Source organism: Halomonas sp. H5, from assembly GCF_050613175.1.
Classification (GTDB): Bacteria; Pseudomonadota; Gammaproteobacteria; order Pseudomonadales; family Halomonadaceae; genus Bisbaumannia; species Bisbaumannia salifodinae.
In genome coordinates this window covers 2,594,538-2,612,555 of sequence record NZ_CP192510.1, presented here as the reverse complement: position 1 = coordinate 2,612,555, position 18,018 = coordinate 2,594,538, and the positions used below count along the sequence as shown (strand labels likewise).

Here is an 18,018-nt window from a genome sequence, read left to right as displayed (position 1 = left end):
CTGAAAAAGCGGTATCTATGGATATTTTTCCAGTATTCCCGGCGCCTCGCCAGGGGTAACCTGTCAATAAATCCGTACAAGGCTTGTATCATTATGCGTGAGCGTGGCAGGACCCGACGCCTGTTGGGTCTGGGGGCACGGGCCGGCGGCGCCGTCCTGCGCACCCGGCTGGGGGGCGAGGCGAACTGGCAGGCCCTGGGCGAGGCGCTCTTCGAGGGGCTCTCCGAGCTCAAGGGGCCGGCCATGAAGCTGGCCCAGATCATGTCCCAGTGGGACGACCTGCTGCCGCCGGCCCTGGCGGAGGAGCTGGCGCGGCTGCAGCGCCAGGCCCAGCCCATGCCCTGGGCGAGGATTCGCGCCACCCTGGCGGCGGAGTATGGCGATCTCGAGACTCGCTTCGCCGAGATCGAGGCTCGCCCCTTCGCCAGTGCCTCCATGGGCCAGGTGCATCGCGCCTGGACGCCATCGGGGGAGGCCCTGGTGCTCAAGGTGCAGTACCCGGGGCTGGCCGAGGTGCTGGAGGGGGATCTCTCCCAGGTCAAGCGGATGATGCGCCTGGGGCGCTGGCTCAAGGTGCCCCAGGCGCGCCTCGATGCGCTCTTCGAGGAGCTGGCCGGGAGCCTGCGCGGCGAACTCGACTACCGCGCCGAGGCCGCGGCCCTGGCGCGCTATCGGGCCCGCTATGCCGGCTGGCCGGGGCTGGCTTTTCCCGAGCCGGTGGAGGCGCACTGCACGCCCCGGGTGCTGGCCATGCGCTACCTGCCCGGCACGCCGCTGCGGGAGCTGGAAAACGAGGATAAGCCGCGCCGTCAGGCGGTGGCGGCGCAACTGGCGGACTGGCTGACCGAGGAGCTCTTCGTGCATGGCGAGCTCCACGCCGACCCCCATGCCGGCAACTTCGCCGTGGATGAGGCCGAGCGCCTGGTGATCTATGACCTGGGCGCGGTGATCCGCGTCTCCGAGGCGCGCCTCCAGCAACTGCTGGCGCTGCTCGAGGCGACCCTGGCGGGGGATCCCCTGGCCATGGAGACGGCGGTGCTGGCGATGGGCGGTCGCCAGGGACAGGGGGCGCCCCTGGCGCTCTATCACGAGTCCGCCGAGGCGGTGGCGCCGCTGTTCGCTCCCGGCGAGCAGGACTTCAGTGATGTGCGGGTGCATCGCCGGCTGCGGGCGCTGAGCCCCAAGGTGTGGGCGGCCATGGATCGCCTCCAGCCCCCGGCGGATACCCTGCTGCTGGCGCGCACCCTCAATGGTCACTACTGGAACCTGGTGCGCCTGGGGGCAAAACTGGATATGCATGCCCGCAGCCGGCCGCTGCTGGCCTGGCGGCGCGGCGAGGTCGGCAGCGACCAGCTAAGCCGCGCCCCGGCCGCGCCGGTGTAATAAAGCGTCATGGGGGAGTTCTGATTTATGTTACGAGCGATGAGAGGCTGGTCGCCGCCGGAACAGAAAAACCGGAGTTTACACGGTAGTAAATGAGGATTTTGAGTACCGCCGGCGGCCAGGATATCGAGCGCAGTAATAAATCAGAGTTTCCCTAATGATCCAGGGCGCGGCGGGCGGTCACCAGCGCCCGATACCAGTCGCGTTTCGGGGTCCCCACCGCCGGCGGGCGCTGACTCAGGTAGCTGACGTTGGTGGTCTCGCGGCTGCCGGCGTGACTGGCGTGGTAGTTGGAGAGCATGGTCAGGGTGGCGTGACGGGCGCCATAGTGGTCATGCAGGAAGTCGATGGCCGCGGGTTCCAGCTCCACCTGGTAGTGGCGCACCAGGGCCAGGGCCAACTGCTCCGCCGGCCGCGACAGGTCGACGCGGATCTCCTGGACCATGCCGGAACCCAGCGCCGCCTTGGCCGCCGCCGACAGGTTGGGCTCCAACTGGCCGAAATCGGCGGCATTGGTGCTGTTGATGGCGCGTTGCACCTCTGGGCGCGAGAGCTGGATATGCGGCTCCAGGGCCAGGGCGATCTCGATGGCCAGGCGCTTGGAGGCATCCAGGTTCAGCGGGGCGCACACCGGCTGTCCCGAGGTCAGGCGTTGCGGCGTATCGATCCCCGCCTCGGCCAGGTGGTCGGCCAGGTGTTTGCAGACCCGCGCCTTGGCCTCGTCGTCGAGCTCGATCACATGCTCGCGGATGCGCAGGCCGCGGCGGCCGGGCCCCAGGCGCAGCCGGGTCTGGTCATCCTTCTCCTCGCAGATGCGCTCCCAGCGTTCCAGCATCTTGAGCAGTTGGGCATGCTGTCGCCCGACCTGTTCGTAGGCCGCCGAGACGCTCTTGTAGAGGCGCAGGGCATTGGCCAGCACGTCCGACTGCCGGCGCAGGCGGGGCCGCTGGCTGGGGGCCTGCGCCAGGCGCGGCAGCTCCTCGGCCAGGGCGTCCATGGCGGCCAGGGAGCGCTCCAGCAGCACCTCGGCGCGCAGCCCCGAGGCGGCGTCCTCGACCAGGGTGTCGGACTGCTCGGCCAGGTAGACGGTCAGCGCCTTGAGGCGCGACAGCCCGGTGGCCTGGGCGATGCGGTGGCGGGCGCGGGCCTGTTCCAGGGCATCGAAGGCCTGGGCCAGCTTCCAGCGCCCCTTGTATTCGAAGGTGAGCATGGGGATCTGGCGGCCGCTGATCAGCTCGAAGGCCAGCACCAGCATCTCTTCCACGTCCTGCAGGGTCATCAGCAGCTCATCGTCCTGCTCGATGGCCGCCAGCACCCGCTCGATGAAATGCTCGTCGCGCACCACCCCCTGGCGCAGGTCCGGGGCCTCGCCGGCGAAGCGTGCCCGCAGCAGGTCGGCGGCACCGGGGGCTACCTCGGTCAGGGCCTGGAACTGGGGTGCCAGCAGCTCGCCGTAGAGCTGCCGAAGGTCCTGGATGCGGGCGTGCAGGCCGACGCGGCGATAGATATCGATCTGACCGATGATCCGCGCACTTTCGCGGTCATCGAGCAACTCCAGGGCGGCCAGCTCCACCCCCTCCGGGGAGAGGTCCTCCTTGCGCAGCAGCATGGCGGCGGCCTCACGGCGCCGGGCTTCCCCCTCCAGGGCATCGACGATCAGGTTGCGGGTGGCCAGCAGCAGCTCCGGCAGGGCCTTGATCACCCGCTCGATCTGGGCACTGGTGCGTTCCGCCCGGCGCGCCCCGGTGAACTGGTGCACCAGGTTGGCCGCCACCCCGGCCACGCCGGTGATCACCGTATAGGTGATAAAGAAGATGTAGTTCTGGGCGCTGGGGGCCTGACCATAGCCGAGCAGGTAGCCGCCCCAGGCCCCCAGCAGGGTCACCGGTCCGGCGGTCCACAGGATCTGCATCAGGCTGACCGACCAGGGGACCCGTTCCACCGCCCGGGTGATACGCTCGATCTCGTCGCGCCCCTGGCGCTCCAGGCGCACCCGGGGGGCCTCGTCGTCGCTGGCGGGAAGGGGGCGAAAGGGCAGGCGCAAGGCGGGACTTCCTGTGCTGGAGGTGGGCAGCCACACCCTAGCACCTCGCCCCGGTGCTGGCCACGCCACGGATGAGTCGGTCGGGCCCGACGTGCTAGAATATGCCCCTTTTCCTGGCGGAGATTGTCATGCTGTCGGTATGGGTTGAGCAGCTGCTGGGCTATGCCTCGGGCGCCCTGGTGGCGATTCGCGACGATGAGCACTATCCGTCGCTGGTGGGATGGGCCCGCACCGAGGGCGCCGATCGCCTGGGGGGCAACCTGGCGCTGGCCCAGGCCCTGGCCCCGGAACTGTGGTCCCAGACGCCCCTGGAACGCCTCGATTTCGAGTGCGAGCGGTTGGCGCGCCCCGGGCGCAACGAGCCCTGCTGGTGCGACTCCGGGCGCAAGACCAAGCACTGCTGCGGCGCCGTTCAGGTGCCGGGGCCGGTGCCCAGCCACCTGATGTGGATGCTCTCGCTGCGGGAGTGGAAGGGCGATGCCCTCAAGGCGGCCCTGGCCAGCGGCAAGGCGCCGGCCCAGGCGCTGCTGGAATCGGGGCTGATCGCCGCCGAGAGCGGCCAGCGCGGCCGCGCCCAGCAGATTCTCGAGTCGCTGTTCGACGAGCAGGGCGACTGGTCGCGGTTGCCGGATCAGGCAGAGCCCGCCTTCGAACTGTTGATCGACCTCTACCAGGAACGCGGCTTCCTGCGCAAGCGCGAGGCGCTGCTGGATGCGGTCCTCGACCGCGGGCCGCTGTTCCTGCGTGGGGTGGCCCTGGAGCGACTGTGCCTGCTGCACCTGGACAACGACGACCTGGCCAGTGCCCGGGAGGCCTTCGTGCGCGCCCAGCAGGCGTTGCCGGACTCGCCCACCCTGGCCTATATCGAGGCGATGCTGCTGCTCCATGAGGGCCAGGAAGAGGAGGCGTCCCAGCGCGCCCGTTTCTGGTTCCGGCGCCTGGCCCGCCAGGGCGACATGGACCCGGAGCAGTTGGAGTTCCTGGGCGAGCTGGCCGAGAATCCCGGCGCCACCCTGGCCGAGCAGATGGTCAACTCCGAGGAGAACCTGGCCGGTCCCCTGGTGGCCCTGCAGAGCCTGCTGGCGGAACTGCCCACCGCCCCGGTGCTCGGCGTCACCCAGGGGGAGGCGGGGGCCATCGTCTATACCAGCTCGGCCCGGGAGGACACCCTCTATGCCGCCTGGCAGGCCCATTTCCAGACCCGGGTCGACGAGGAGACGGTGCTGGGCTTCGAGGCGGATCCCTGGGTGGAAGCGGAGGGCTGGCTCAGCGAGCTGTGCGCCAACCCCGAATGGCTCGACAGCCCCCGGGTCCACCAGGACCTGGCCCTGGCCCTGACCAGCCGTTTCGGTAGCCTGCCGTGGATGGCCCCGAGCCTCTTCGAGCCCCTGGCCGAGCGCCTCGAGCGCTGGCTGACCCAGCTCGATGGCCAGGGCCAGCGACTGCCCTGGGACGATGGCGATAACGCCGTGCTGCTGCGCAGCGGCCTGGCCCTGGTGGTGGGCATGGAGCGCGGCGCCCGGGAGCGCTCCCGGCGCCTGGCCGAGCGCCTGCTGGCCCTGGATCCCGAGGATAGCCTGGGGCTGCGCGAGCTGGTGCTCGACCAGTTGCTGCGGGAGGGCCGCAATGCCCAGGCCCTGGAGGTCAGCGACGTGCCCATGGAGACGCCGCTGCTCGGCGTGCTGATGGGCCGGGTACTGGCGCTGCTGCGCCTGGAGCGCTTCGACGAGGCCGCCGAGGCGCTGAAGGCGGCGATGGCGGTCAATGGTCATGTAGTGGCCATGCTCTGCGATGAGAAGGTGCGGCCCATGGCGCTGCCCAGCGACCAGGCGCCGCCCTCGGGTAGCCGCGCCGAGGCCTGGCAGTATCGCACCCTGATGCGCGATCAGTGGACGGCGACCCATGGCGCCCTGGCCTGGCTGCTGGAGCAGCGCAAGGGCTGATCAATCGGGACGACGAGGCGCCTGATCACATCACAAGGGGCCGGCAGCCAGGCTGCCGGCCCCTTGTGCATGGTGTGTCGATACCTTACCCGGCCCTGGGCGCCGCACCAGGCTACGGTCGCGGCTGATCCAGATGGCCAGGGCGGTCTTGAGAGAGCGGCAGGCCTGGGGCCTAGCTGGCTCGCGGCGCTGGTGGCGGCACCAGGCTACGGTCGCGGCTGATCCAGATGGCCAGGGCGGTCTTGAGAGAGCGGCAGGCCCGGGGCCTAGCTGGCTCGCGGCGCCGGTGGCGGCACCAGGCTACGGTCGCGGCTGATCCAGATGGCCAGGGCGGTCTTGAGAGAGCGGCAGGCCCGGGGCCTAGCTGGCTCGCGGCGCCGGCACCAAGTCGCGGTCGCGACTGACCAGATGGCCAGGGCGGTCTTGAGAGAGCGGCAGGCCCGAGGCCTAGCTGGCTCGCGGTGCCGGCACCAAGTCGCGGTCGCGACTGATCCAGATGGCCAGGGCGGTCTTGAGAGAGCGGCAGGCCCGGGGCCTAGCTGGCTCGCGGCGCCGGTGGCGGCACCAGGCTACGGTCGCGACTGATCCAGATGGCCAGGGCAATCGCCGGCAGGCCCAGCAGGGTGGAGATGACGAAGAAGGTGGCATAGCCCTCGGCGGCCACCACCAGGCCACCGAAGCCGCTGAGGAACTTGCCGGGCAGGGTCATCAGCGACGAGAAGAGGGCGTACTGGGTGGCGGTATAGGCCTTGGAGGTGAGGCTGGAAAGGAAGGCGATAAAGACCGCGCTGGCCAGGCCGTTGGCCAGGTTGTCGCCGACGATGGCCATCACCAGCAGCGGCAGGCTCTGGCCGGCCAGGGCCAGGGCGGCGAACAGCAGGTTGGTCAGGGTGGCCGCCGCGGCCCCCAGTACCAGGATGGAGCCGATGCCGTAGCGGGCTACCAGCAAGCCGCCGAGCAGGCCGCCGCTGATGCTCATGGCGATACCGAAGATGTTGGTGACATTGGCAATGGTGGCCAGCGTAAAGCCCAGGTCGATATACAGGGGGTTGGCCATGGAGGCCATGGCCAGGTCGCTGATCCGGAACACCGCGACAAACACCAGCAGCCACAGTGCCTTGCGGCGATGGCGGGTAAAGAAGTCGGTGAAGGGGCAGACCACGGCGCCGATCAGCCAGGCCCCCAGTCGCCGTAGCCACTTGGGGCGTCCCCGGCTGACGCGCAGGAAGGCGCGTACCCGGGGCTCATGGATCAGTTGGGTGGTCAATGACAGGCGCGCCGGCTCCGGGCGCAACAGCACCGTGATCACACCCACCCCCACCAGGGCCGCCATGCTCAGGTAGGCGGCTTCCCAGGAGACCGCCGCGGCCACATAGAGGGCCCCGGCCCCGGCGGCCAACAGGCCGCCCCGGTAGCCGATGATATAGGTGGAGGCCATGGCCGCCTGCATGTCCTCCGGGGCCGACTCGATGCGGAAGGCATCGATGGCGATATCCTGGGTGGCCGAGCCGAAGGCCACCAGCAGGGCGCAGGCCGCCACCAGCGGCAGATTGCCCTGGGGCTCGAGGCTGGCCAGGGCGGCGAGGCCCAAGGCGATCATCAATTGCGCCAGCAGCATCCAACTGCGCCGCTGGCCCAGGCGGCGGGTCAGCAGCGGCAGGGCCAGGCGATCCACCACCGGGGCCCAGAAGAACTTGATCGAGTAGAGCATGCCGATCCAGGCGAAGAAGCCGATGGCGGCCACTTCCACCCCGTCGCTGCGCAGCCAGGCGGAGAGGGTCGAGAAGACCAGCAGGAAGGGCAGGCCGGCGGAAAAGCCCAGGAACAGCATGGTGATGACCGGCGCGCGCAGGTAGATGGCGAGGGCGCCGCGCCAGCTGCGGTGGGCGGTGGGGTGGGGCATCGAGGAGGCACTCCCTGGCGAAACGGTGGCGGCCGGACAGTGGCGGCCGACGATGGTAGACTGGGTCACTTGCCGACAGGTCGTCCGGTGACCCGGCCGGCACGACCAGGGTCGATTGTTACAGAGCCGCCGCCTCCAGGGAACCGCCGCCGAGGGGTTTCTGGGGGAGGCCGGCAAGCAGGCAAGTCAGGAGTGTCATGCACCACGCCATCGATGAGCGCGCCAAGGCCGAGTCCGCCCGCTGGTACGTGATCCAGTGCAAGGGGGGGGAGTCCTTCCGTGCCGCCGAGCATCTGGTCAATCAGGCCTACGAGGTCTTTCATCCGGTGCTGGAGGTGCAGCGCAAGCGTCGTGGTCGCCTCACCTGGGTCGAGGAACCGCTGTTCCCCCACTACCTCTTTATTCGCCTCGATCGCCTGGCCAGCAACTGGCGGCCGATTCGCTCCACCCGTGGCGTGCTACGCCTGGTGTGCTTCGGCAACGAGCCCCTGGCGGTGGACGATGGCCTGATCGAAGCCCTGCGTCGCGGCGCCTCCCGCGAGGAGGCCCAGGCCAACCACTACTTCCGCGCCGGCGAGCCGGTGACCATTATCGAAGGCCCCTTCCAGGCCCTGACCGCGGTGTTCGAGCGCCACAAGGGCGAGGAGCGCGCCATCGTGCTGCTCGACCTGCTGCACCGCCGGCAGCGCCTGGAGATGCCGGTGGCCCAGTTGCAGTCCCAGCGCTGAGCGCCGTCGGCGACGCCATAGGAGAGATATCATGAGCCATATCGCCCCCCAGCGGGTCGTGACCCTGCACTATGTTCTCGAGGCTGCCGATGGCCAGGTGCTCGACGATTCCCGGGCCCGCCAGCAGCCGCTGGAGTACCTGCACGGCCACGACAATATCGTCGCCGGCCTGGAGCGGGCGCTGGCTGGCCAGGCCGAGGGCGCCACCCTCAGCGTGACGCTGCTGCCGGCGGAGGCCTATGGCCTGCGCGACGAGGCCCTGGTGCAGGAGGTGGCGCGCTCGGCCTTCCCGGTGCCCGACCTGGCCCCGGGCATGCGTTTCCAGACCCAGGGGGATGCCGGCCCGCAGGTCGTTACCGTCCTGGAGGTGGGCGAGAGCCGGGTGCGCATCGATACCAACCATCCCCTGGCCGGCGAGACCCTGCGCTACCGCCTGGAGGTGCTGTCGATCCGCGAGGCCACCCGCGCCGAGCTGGCCAAGGGCCATCCGCTGCCGCCGGGCACCGAGGCGAGCAGCGTGGAAGACCGCAAGGTGCTTTGACAGCGCCGCAAAATCTGATCTGGATCAAACCTCGACCCGCTTGGTGGCGGGCCCCGCCCCGGGACTTGATCCAGGTCAGTTCTCCCTTTCCCTTCTGCCGCTAGAGTGGAGCCATACATTCACGGCGGGAGAGACGATCATGTACTGGGACGATGCCGTTATCTTCGGGTTGGTGACCGTCGGGTTGATGGTGGCTTTCCTGGTGGGCTGGGTCGGTTTCATCATCCACGACCACAGGCACAAGGGCGACAAGAAGTCCTGAACTCCCGCCACCGTATCGAGGAGCCCGGTGCCAGCCGGGTGTCCAGAGTCGTCAGGGGAAGGGGGGCAACCCCCATTTATACCGGCCTTCGGGCCGGTTTTTTCTGTGCGGTTTGCCCCTGTGCGGTGGCGCCGCCTCAGGCATCCGGTTTCGGCGCGGCCGCCCGGGCATCGAGGCGGGCCAGGAAGGCCACGGGGGGCTCCGGCCGCGCCAGGTGGTAGCCCTGCAGCAGGTCGACGCCCTGGCGGCGCAGGAAATCGACCTGATGGGCGCTCTCCACCCCCTCCACCACCAGGCGCAACCCCAGGGTGCGCACCATGGCGATAATCGAGCGCGCCAGGGGGGCATCCTCGGCCTGGTGCAGGGGATCGATAAAGGCCTTGTCGAGTTTGATCTCGTCGACGCTGAGTTCCTGGAGATAGCGCAGCGAGGAGTAGCCGGTGCCGAAGTCGTCCAGGGCGATCTCCACCCCCAGGGCGCGCAGCTTCGCCAGGCGTGCCTCCATGCCGGGAGCCAGCAGCAGCGATTCCACCACTTCCACCACCAGGTGCCCCGGCGCGATGCGGTGACGGCTCAAGAGGGCATCGAGCTGCTCCACCAGGGTGTCGTCATGCAGCTGCTGCACCGAGACATTCACCGATAGCCGCAGCCCGCTGCCGCGCAGCGGACCGGCCAGCAGGGCGATGCTCTGTTCCATCAGCCAGGCACCGATGGGGCGGATCAGGCCGCTGCGCTCGGCGACCGGCACGAAATCGGCGGGGGCCAGCAGGCCCTGGTGGGGATGCTGCCAGCGTAGCAATACCTCGGCACCGCGCAGCCGCCCCTCGATATCGAATTGGGGTTGCAGGTGCAGGCGCAGCTCCGCCCGGGCCAGGGCCTGACGCAACTGCTGGGTCAGTTGATCCTGGTGCTGCATCCAGCGCCCGAAGCGGCGGTCGAAGAGCGCCAGGGGATGGTGGGGATGCTCGCGGGCCTGCTTGACCGCCAACTCCGCCTTGAGCAGCAGGCGATCGAGCTGGCGATCATCCTCGGGATAGCGGGCCAGGCCCAGGAAGAAGCGCAGATGGTAGGGCGTCTCCGGGGCCAGCCAGCGTTGGGCATTGAGGGCCGAGAGCAGCTCCGCCCCCAACTGCTCCACTCGCCCGCGATCCAGCCCCTTGGCCACCAGCGCGAGACGGTTGGAGGGCAGGCGGGCCAGATGCGCCTCCAGCTCGCGGCGTTCGCCCCAGTGGCGCAGGAAAAGCACCAGCTCGCGCAGGGCACGATCGCCGGCGGCGAAGCCCAGGGTCTCGTTGAGACGGTGCAGGCCGGTGATACGCAGCACGCCGAGGGTGAAGTCGCCGTTCTCCTCGGCCAGCTTCGCCATCAACTTGCGCAGGGTGGGCAGGCCGGTGGTCTCGTCGAATTCGAGGCGCCGCTTGAGGTGCTGCTCGGCGACCCGGCGGTGTAGCGACTCGCTGAACTGGGAGAGCAGCCCGGAGAGCGCGGTGAGGCTGCTGATCTCCTCGCTGCGCCACTCGCGAGGCTGAGTCGATTCGCAGCACAGGATGCCACGCAGCTCGCCGCCGTCGAAGATGCCGATATCCAGCAGCGAGACGATGCCGTAGTGCCGGAGGTAGTCGCGTATCTGGGCCAGGCGCGGCTCGGCCTCCACCCGGGAGGCCGCCAGATAGGGGCCCAGTTGCAGGGCCCGGCGATAGGCCTCCAGGGGCGCCAGATCGAGGGACTCGCCACGCTGGGCGGGATCCAGGCTGGCGCGACAGATCAGGCGCTGGGTCTCCGGCTCCAGGCGCCAGATACTGATGCAGGCATCGCCCAGCAACCGCTCGGCATGGGCCAGCACCGCGGCCAGGAATTCCTCCTCGTTGCTGCCGCGGCGGTAGAGGGTGCGCAGCGCCTGCCAGGCCTGCTGTTGGGCGGCCAGCCCCGAACGGGTGGCCTGCAGCTCCGCACCGATGGCACGACTCTGGTCGAGTTGCCGGGTCAGGCGACGGAACAACACGAAGGTGACCAGGATGAAGAGGGTCATCACACCCGCCAGCCAGGGCAGGGCGGCGAGCAGGATCGACCGGCCGGGACGCTGGGGAGTCCAGTGCAGCCAGGCCAGTTCCCGGCCACGGCTATCCAGCAGGGGGAGGCGTTCGGCGAGGGTCGGTTCGGCACTTAGCGCCAGGCTGGCCAGGCCGGTGACCTGGCGCAGTTCCTCCATCAAGGGGTCATCCAGGTAGCGGGCGAAGAGCAGGCGGTGAGGGGCGGGGGCCGGCGTCAGGGACTCGCTCTCGGGGTGAATCTCGGCGATGGCCAGCAACACGGGCTGCTCCTGCCACTGGGCCCAGGCCAGGTGGGCGCCCGGGCCCTCACCGGGTGGCAGCGGATGAGGGGGCTGAGTGGTGGCCTGCCAGGAGGCACCCCGGCGCATGGCGTAGTCGATGCTGCCATCCGGGGCGATCAACATGGCCAGGTCGATGCCCAGGTTATCGTAGAGGCTACCGCCCAGCTCCTGGGTCAGCCAGGCGGGATCGAGCTCGTTGGCGAGGTGTACCTGCCGATGGCTGATATCCCAGAGGGCATAGTCCAGTACCTGGCCGCTCAGCCGCTGGCCCAGCAGTTCCAGTTGGGCCTCCACCCGGGCCAGGTCGCGCTCGGCCTGCTGATCGTTCTGGGTTTGGGCCGACCACAACAGCACCAGCAGGCTCAGCGCCAGGGCACCCAGCACCAGCAACACCAACTGGCCGCGAATGCCCCGGTAGGCCCGATCCAGGCGGTGCAGTTGATGGTCGAGGCTCTCTGCCATGGGGGCGCGACGCCTTCCTTCGTTGTGGTGGCCAGGCTCAGCGCTGGGCGGTGTCCCGGGGGAGTCCATCCAGGCCGGGCGCGCGCCAATGACCGAGCCAGGCCCGCATCACCCGCTCCGGGTACCAGGTCTCGCCGTGGCTGCCGTTATAGCGCACCAGGGCCCGGGTCACGTCGCCATGCTCGGCGGCCAGGTAGTGGGCCAGGATGGTACAGCCGTAGCGCAGGTTGAGCCAGGGATCGAGGAGGTCGTCCTGGGCGCGGCCCAGCTCGTCGACCCAGAAGGGCATCACCTGCATCAGGCCACGGGCCCCAGCATGGGAGACCGCCTCCGGCTCGAAGGCGCTCTCCACCTGGATCACCGCCATCACCAGCGCCGGCGAGAGGCCCGCCAGGGCCGCCTCGTGATAGACCCGCTCCAGTAGGGCACGGCGCAGGCCGGCGTCGCCGATAAAGCGTGCCAGGCGCGGTTCCATGGCATTGATCCACTGCCGGGAGGCCCACACCGCCTCGGCGGAGCGGGGCGCCTCGAGCACCGCCTCCAGGGTGTGGGTCAGGCTGGCCGGCACCCGTTCGGCCTGGGCCGGGGGAGCCAGCAGCAAGACTCCGCTTAGCAGCAGGGGCGCCAGGCATCGCCGGCGCCCGCGACGCTGCTTAGCGGCGAATGGCTTCGGCCAGGAAGTCCAGGAGGGTATCGGCGGGTACCATGGTGGCCTCTTCATCGCGACGCCCCTTGTATTCGAGCTCTCCCTTGTCGAGGCCCCGATCGCCGATCACCAGGCGGTGTGGAATGCCGATCAGCTCCTGGTCGGCGAACTTGACCCCCGGCCGGGTATCGCGATCATCGAGTAACACATCGTAACCCCGGGCCGTGAGCTCAGTGTAGAGGCGTTCCGCCTCGTCGCGCACGCGCTGTGACTTATGCGCATTCATCGGTACGAGGACGATATGGAAGGGGGCGATGGCATCCGGCCAGATGATGCCATTGGCGTCGTGGTTCTGCTCGATGGCGGCGGCCACCACCCGGGTCACGCCGATGCCGTAGCAGCCCATCCACGGGTGGGTGCCCTTGCCGTTCTCGCCGAGCACGGTGGCGTTCATCGCCTCGGAGTACTTCTTGCCCAGTTGGAAGACATGCCCCACCTCGATGCCGCGCTTGATGGCCAGCACCCCCTTGCCGTCCGGGGAGGGGTCGCCCTCCACCACGTTGCGCAGGTCGGCGACCTTGGGCAGGGGCAGGTCGCGCTCCCAGTTGATGCCGAAGTAGTGCTGGCCGTCGATATTGGCGCCGGCGCCGAAGTCGCTCATCAGCGCCACCGAGCGGTCGATGACGATCGGCATCTCGAGGCCCACCGGGCCCAGTGAGCCGGGGCCGGCGCCCGCCGCGGCACGGATCTCCTCTTCCGTGGCCATGGTCAGGGGCGCGGTCACCTCGGGCAGGTGCTCGGCCTTGATCTCGTTGAGCTCGTGGTCGCCGCGCACCAGCAGGGCCACCAGGCCGCCCTCGCTGCCCTTGACCATCAGGGTCTTGAGGGTCTTCTCGATGGGCAGGCCGTGCTGCTCGACCAGGGCGGCGATGGTCTTGGCGTTGGGGGTGTCGACCAGGCGCAGTTCCTCGCTGGGCGCGGCGCGCTGGGCGTCGCTGCCGAGCGGCGCCGGCAGGGCCTCGGCCTTCTCGATATTGGCGGCGTAATCGGAGTCGCTGGAGAAGACGATGGCGTCCTCGCCGGAGTCGGCCAGCACGTGGAACTCGTGGGAGCGGTCGCCGCCGATGGCGCCGCTGTCGGCCAGTACCGGACGGAAGCCCAGGCCCAGGCGGGTGAAGATACGCACATAGGCGTCGTACATGGCCTGGTAGGTCTGCTGCAGGGAGGCTTCATCGATATGGAAGGAGTAGGCGTCCTTCATGATGAACTCGCGGGAGCGCATCACCCCGAAGCGCGGACGGATCTCGTCGCGGAACTTGGTCTGGATCTGGTAGAAGTTGGCCGGCAGCTGCTTGTAGCTGTTGAGCTCGCGGCGTACCAGGTCGGTGATCACCTCTTCGTGGGTGGGGCCCACGCAGTAGTCGCGGTCGTGGCGATCCTTGAGGCGCAGCAGCTCGGGGCCATACTGCTCCCAGCGGCCCGACTCCTGCCACAGCTCGGCGGGCTGCACCGCCGGCATCAGCAGTTCCTGGGCGCCGGCCCGGTCCATCTCCTCGCGGACGATACGCTCCACCTTGCGCAGGGTGCGCAGGCCCAGCGGCAGCCAGGTGTAGAGGCCGGAGGTGAGGCGGCGGATCATCCCCGCCCGCAGCATCAGCTGGTGGCTGACCACCTCGGCGTCGTTGGGCGTTTCCTTGAGGGTGGACATCAGGAGTTCACTGGCGCGCATGGCTTGGGCGTATCCTTCGAAGCGTTAACAGGCGGGGCTGCGACTCGCAGCGTCTTTGCAGCGCATTGTACGGCAAGCCGGGGTGGCGGCAAAAGCTGGGCCGGGAGATGGGGGCAAGCGTAGTCGCAAGCTGAGGGGCGCTGGGGGCAAGGCGGAGCAAGGGTCATTTGCCAGGGGTGAGGAGCACTGCTCCGAACGGGCTGGCCAGGGATGGCCAGCACCGGCCCTGCAAGCGGAGCAGGATGCGAGAGCGAAGCAGGGCAAATGTAGCGCCCAGGGAGGGGTTTACCGCGCCTTGCGAAGGCTTGCCCCCAGGGTAGCCCCAGGCTGCTACAGGGGGCGCATGTTTGCAGCTATAGCCCTGTTTTCTGCCGGTCGTTCAGCTATTCCAACGATGACTTTCCCGGCGCTTATCTCCCCAGGCATCAGCGGGAGGGGCCGTCATCCCCGAGAGGCGCCCGTTCGACGCCCAGGGCGAGGCGCTGCGTTTGCAGCGCCCAGTCGTGGTAGTTATTGACCTGGCCCCGTTCGCGCAGGGCGCGAATCAGCGGCAGGTCGAGGCGGGCCAGCTGCCAGCCGGGGGTGGCGTCCTCGCCCCGGGTGAGGATGCCGTCCGGTGGGAAGCCATGATCGCAGGGGGTGTAGATGGCGGCATGGCCGGTATTGATATCCACCGCCGGCGACCAGAGCGCCTCGCCCACGGTGGGGGCGTGGACGATGGCCACCTGCTGCTCGATGGCGCGGGCCTGGGCCGAGAGGCGCACTCGGTGGTAGCCGGCGGGGGTGTCGGTGCAGCTGGGCACCAGCAGCAGGTCGGCACCGGCCTCGACCAGGGCCCGGGCCAGGTCGGGGAACTCGCTGTCGTAGCAGATCAGCACGCCGAGCCGCCCCGCCGGGGTGTCGAAGAGGCGCAGGCCGTCGCCGGCGGAGACTCCCCAGTCGTCGTTCTCGAAGCGGGTCATGATCTGCTTGTCCTGGTGACCCATGCGGCCGTCCGGGGTGATCAGCCAGGCCCGATTGACGTAGCGGCCATCGGCCAGGCGCCAGGGCAGCGACGGCGCCAGCAGGGTGACCTCATGCTGCATGGCCAGGAGTTGCCACACGGCCAGGGCGTCGTCGCGCAGCGGCTGCAGCGCCTCGAGCTGGGCCGAAAGGTCGCCGATCACCGCCTCGGGCAGCAGGGAGGTGAGCTCCATGCCGCCATACTCGGGGAAGACCAGCAGGTCGGCGCCGCGGTCGGCGGCGTCCTTGACCCAGCGGCTGGCCTTGGCGACGAAGTCGTCGAAGTGCTGGAAGCGGTCGATGGGATACTGGGCGGCGGCCACCGTGATCGTCATGGGGTCAGTTCCTTGAGCCAGAAGACCATGGGCTTGCCGCTCTCCTCGGCCTCGCCGAGATCCTTCCAGGCGAAGGTGGTGGCGAGCTCGCCCCGGCGGCGGTAGCCGCGGCTCGCCCAGAAACCGTGCAGGGGGCGATAGTCGGCGGGCTTGCGGGGATGCTCCTCGGGGCGTTCCACGGCACAGAAGGCGGCGAGGGCGAAGCCCGCGTCCCGGGCATGGGCCTCCCGCTCGGTCATAAAGGCCTTGCCGACGCCACGGCCCCGGTACTCGGGCAGCAGCAGCGACTCGCCGTAATAGAAGACCGTGGCGGGATCGATGCCGGCGGCGGCGAAGGGGGCGCGAAACTCCGCCACCTCATCGGCCAGGGGCTGGCCGGTGGCGGCGCCCACCAAGGCCTCGCCGTCGAAGGCCAGCACGAAGAGGCTGGCCGGGTTCTCGGCGTAGCGTCCCAGGTAGGCGGCCTCGTAGGCGGGGTCGCCGTCGTAGAGGTAGGGGAAGTCGCGAAATACCCGGATGCGCAGCCCGGCGAGCGCCTCCAGGTGGGGGGCGATGGCCGGCCCCCGGCGGGTGGTCAAGGTCAGCCCGGTCATGACGCCTCTCTGCGGCCGGTGAAATGCCCGAACCCTAGCAGGCCGCGGTGATGCCGCCAATCCTCGCGGCGACGCGAGACTAGGCCTTAGCGTCGCCAGGCGTCATCCGGTCCCAGCATCGCCAGGCCCCAGCATCGCCAGGTCTTAGCGGCGCCAGGCGTTATCTAGTCCCGGCATCGCCAGGTCCCAGCATCATCAGGTCTTAGCGGCGCCAGGCATGCAGCCCCAGCATCGCCATTCCCGCCAGCAGGCCCCAGAAGGCGGCGCCGATCCCCAGCAGGGTGACCCCGGAGGCGGTGAACAGACAGGTGACCAGGGCGGCGTCGCGCTGCTCGGGTTCCGCCATGGCGCCGGCCAGGCCGTTGCCGATGGTGCCCAGCAGGGCCAGGCCGGCCAGGGCCATCACCAGCTCGGCGGGGAAGGCGGCGAACAGGGCGGTGACGGTGGCGCCGAAGATCCCCAGGGTCAGGTAGCCGACCCCGGCGGCGACCCCGGCGGTATAGCGCCTGGCCGGGTCCTCGTGGGCCTCGCGGCCCAGGCAGACCGCGGCACTGATCGCCGCCAGGTTGAGGGCGAAGCCGCCGAAGGGCGCCAGGGCCAGGGTGGTGGCGCCGGTCCAGCCGATCAGCGGCGAGCTGGGGGCCGGGTAACCGGCGGCCCGCAGCACCGTGATGCCGGGCAGGTTCTGGGTGGCCATGGTCACCACGAAGAGCGGGATGCCCACGCCGATCAGGGTCGAGAGCGAAAAGCTCGGCGCGGTGAAGACCGGCAGGGTCGGGGTCAGGGCGATACCGCCCAAGTGGAGTTGCCCCTGGGCGGCGGTGACCGCCACCCCGGTGAGCAGTACCAGCACGATGGCGTAGCGGGGCAAAAAGCGCCGCCCCAGGCCATAGGCCAGCAGCATGGCCAGGGGCAGCGGCCACTGGGTCTCGAAGGTGGCGAAGAGATCGATGCCGAAGCGCAGCAGCACCCCGGCCAGCATGGCCGCGGCCAGGGTCGGGGGAATGCGCTTGACCAGGGCGCCGAACAGGCCGGTGACGCCACACAGGGTGATCAGCGCCGCCGAGAAAAGGAAGGCGCCGATGGCTTCGGCCATGGGCACGCCGGGCAGACTGGTGGCCAGCAGGGCGGCCCCGGGGGTCGACCAGGCGGTCAGCACCGGCATGCGGTAGCGCAGCGACAGTCCCAGGGAGGTCAGGCCGGTACCGATGCCCAGTGCCCACAGCCAGGAGCCGATCTGTGCCTGGCTGGCACCCGCCGCCTCGGCGGCCTGGAAGATGATCACCGCCGAGCTGCCATAGCCCACCAGCACCGCCACCAGGCCGGCGGTCACGGTGGAGGGGCTGAGGTCGCGCCACAACGAGCGGCGCGATGTCGCGAAGGCGTGGGTCTGCGGTTGCATGGCCGGTGTCTCCTGACGCGGGGACGACTCCTCGCGCTGTGCGTTATAGCGTACAATGCCGGTACCCTAGCACTGTGCGTCATAGCGCACAATAGGAATAACTCTTACTGGAGGCTGCGATGCAGGAGATCGCCACCCATATCGCCACGCGGCTGCGCGGCCTGCGCAAGGCGCGGGGCTGGAGCCTCGATCGCGCGGCCCGGGCCACCGGGGTCAGCAAGGCGATGCTGGGACAGATCGAGCGGGGCGAGTCGAGCCCCACGGTATCGACGCTATGGAAGATCGCCAGCGGTTTCTCGGTCTCCTTCTCGTCGCTGTTCGCCCCGCCGGGGACGGACGCCGAGGAGGGGCCGGCGGGGGAAACCCGCTGGGGCCGCGACGCCGCGGGCATGCAGGCCCGAGTGCTGTTTCCCTTCGACCCGCTGCTGGGCTTCGAGATGTTCGAGATCGAGCTGGCCCCCGGGGCGGCGAGCGAGTCGTCGCCTCATGCCCGGGGGGTGGTGGAGCATATCGTGGTGGTGGAAGGCACCCTGGGGCTGACCCTGGCCGGCGACGAGGAGCGGCGCCTGGGGCCCGGCGAGGGGCTGCGCTTCTATGCCGATCGCCACCATCTGATGCGCAACCTGGGGCAGGGGCCTCTGCGTTTCCACGACGTGATCCACTACCTGCCGGGCGCCGCCTCGGGAGACGCCTCGGTATAAGAGGTCAATCGC

14 protein-coding genes are annotated in these 18,018 nt (G+C 69.5%); 6 read left to right on the top strand and 8 right to left on the bottom strand.

The window, feature by feature from the left end:
• Nucleotides 1-93: 93 nt before the first annotated feature.
• On the top strand, nt 94-1,383 hold the full coding sequence (locus ACQ1W9_RS12145) for an ABC1 kinase family protein (RefSeq protein ID WP_431023613.1): 1,290 nt from the start codon (nt 94-96) through the stop codon (nt 1,381-1,383).
• 154 nt (nt 1,384-1,537) lie between these two features.
• On the opposite strand, the gene ACQ1W9_RS12140 is transcribed toward ACQ1W9_RS12145, so the two are convergent.
• A complete protein-coding gene (locus ACQ1W9_RS12140) occupies nt 1,538-3,427 on the bottom strand; it encodes a hypothetical protein (protein ID WP_431023612.1) in 1,890 nt (629 codons plus the stop codon).
• A 128-nt stretch (nt 3,428-3,555) separates the two neighbouring features.
• On the opposite strand from ACQ1W9_RS12140, the gene ACQ1W9_RS12135 reads away from it, so the two are divergent.
• Complete coding sequence (locus tag ACQ1W9_RS12135; RefSeq protein WP_431023611.1) at nt 3,556-5,370, top strand: SEC-C metal-binding domain-containing protein; 1,815 nt, start codon at nt 3,556-3,558, stop codon at nt 5,368-5,370.
• A gap of 535 nt (nt 5,371-5,905) precedes the next feature.
• On the opposite strand, the gene ACQ1W9_RS12130 is transcribed toward ACQ1W9_RS12135, so the two are convergent.
• Entirely contained in the window at nt 5,906-7,273 is a 1,368-nt protein-coding gene (locus ACQ1W9_RS12130) for an AmpG family muropeptide MFS transporter (protein WP_431023610.1), read from the bottom strand.
• A gap of 197 nt (nt 7,274-7,470) precedes the next feature.
• Between ACQ1W9_RS12130 and rfaH the strand changes: the two genes are divergently transcribed.
• The 3 genes from rfaH (at nt 7,471) to ccoM (ending at nt 8,804) form a co-directional block, all read left to right on the top strand.
• Nucleotides 7,471-8,001 (top strand): transcription/translation regulatory transformer protein RfaH, encoded by a 531-nt coding sequence (gene rfaH, locus ACQ1W9_RS12125; protein ID WP_346063102.1) that lies wholly within the window; start codon nt 7,471-7,473, stop codon nt 7,999-8,001.
• 31 nt (nt 8,002-8,032) lie between these two features.
• Nucleotides 8,033-8,542, top strand: coding sequence for an FKBP-type peptidyl-prolyl cis-trans isomerase (locus ACQ1W9_RS12120; protein ID WP_431023609.1), 510 nt, complete (start codon nt 8,033-8,035; stop codon nt 8,540-8,542).
• A gap of 139 nt (nt 8,543-8,681) precedes the next feature.
• Nucleotides 8,682-8,804 carry a cytochrome c oxidase subunit CcoM gene (gene ccoM / locus ACQ1W9_RS12115; RefSeq protein ID WP_346063100.1) on the top strand — a complete coding sequence of 41 codons (123 nt, stop codon included), beginning with the start codon at nt 8,682-8,684 and terminating at the stop codon, nt 8,802-8,804.
• 136 nt (nt 8,805-8,940) lie between these two features.
• On the opposite strand, the gene ACQ1W9_RS12110 is transcribed toward ccoM, so the two are convergent.
• The 6 genes from ACQ1W9_RS12110 to ACQ1W9_RS12085 all read right to left on the bottom strand — a co-directional run bounded on the left by ACQ1W9_RS12110 (nt 8,941) and on the right by ACQ1W9_RS12085 (nt 17,305).
• Complete coding sequence (locus tag ACQ1W9_RS12110) at nt 8,941-11,598, bottom strand: bifunctional diguanylate cyclase/phosphodiesterase (RefSeq protein ID WP_431023608.1); 2,658 nt, start codon at nt 11,596-11,598, stop codon at nt 8,941-8,943.
• 37 nt (nt 11,599-11,635) lie between these two features.
• A complete protein-coding gene (locus tag ACQ1W9_RS12105) occupies nt 11,636-12,199 on the bottom strand; it encodes a transglycosylase SLT domain-containing protein (protein ID WP_431023607.1) in 564 nt (187 codons plus the stop codon).
• A gap of 52 nt (nt 12,200-12,251) precedes the next feature.
• Nucleotides 12,252-13,973, bottom strand: a complete 1,722-nt coding sequence (locus ACQ1W9_RS12100) for a proline--tRNA ligase (protein WP_431023606.1) — start codon at nt 13,971-13,973, stop codon at nt 12,252-12,254.
• A gap of 425 nt (nt 13,974-14,398) precedes the next feature.
• On the bottom strand, nt 14,399-15,310 hold the full coding sequence (locus ACQ1W9_RS12095) for a carbon-nitrogen hydrolase family protein (protein ID WP_431023605.1): 912 nt from the start codon (nt 15,308-15,310) through the stop codon (nt 14,399-14,401).
• Entirely contained in the window at nt 15,307-15,903 is a 597-nt protein-coding gene (locus tag ACQ1W9_RS12090) for a GNAT family N-acetyltransferase (RefSeq protein ID WP_431023604.1), read from the bottom strand. Before ACQ1W9_RS12090 ends, ACQ1W9_RS12095 begins: the two co-directional genes overlap by 4 nt.
• A 202-nt stretch (nt 15,904-16,105) precedes the next feature.
• Nucleotides 16,106-17,305 carry a benzoate/H(+) symporter BenE family transporter gene (locus ACQ1W9_RS12085; RefSeq protein ID WP_431023603.1) on the bottom strand — a complete coding sequence of 400 codons (1,200 nt, stop codon included), beginning with the start codon at nt 17,303-17,305 and terminating at the stop codon, nt 16,106-16,108.
• A 119-nt stretch (nt 17,306-17,424) separates the two neighbouring features.
• On the opposite strand from ACQ1W9_RS12085, the gene ACQ1W9_RS12080 reads away from it, so the two are divergent.
• Entirely contained in the window at nt 17,425-18,006 is a 582-nt protein-coding gene (locus tag ACQ1W9_RS12080; RefSeq protein ID WP_431023602.1) for a helix-turn-helix domain-containing protein, read from the top strand.
• Nucleotides 18,007-18,018 lie beyond the last annotated feature (12 nt).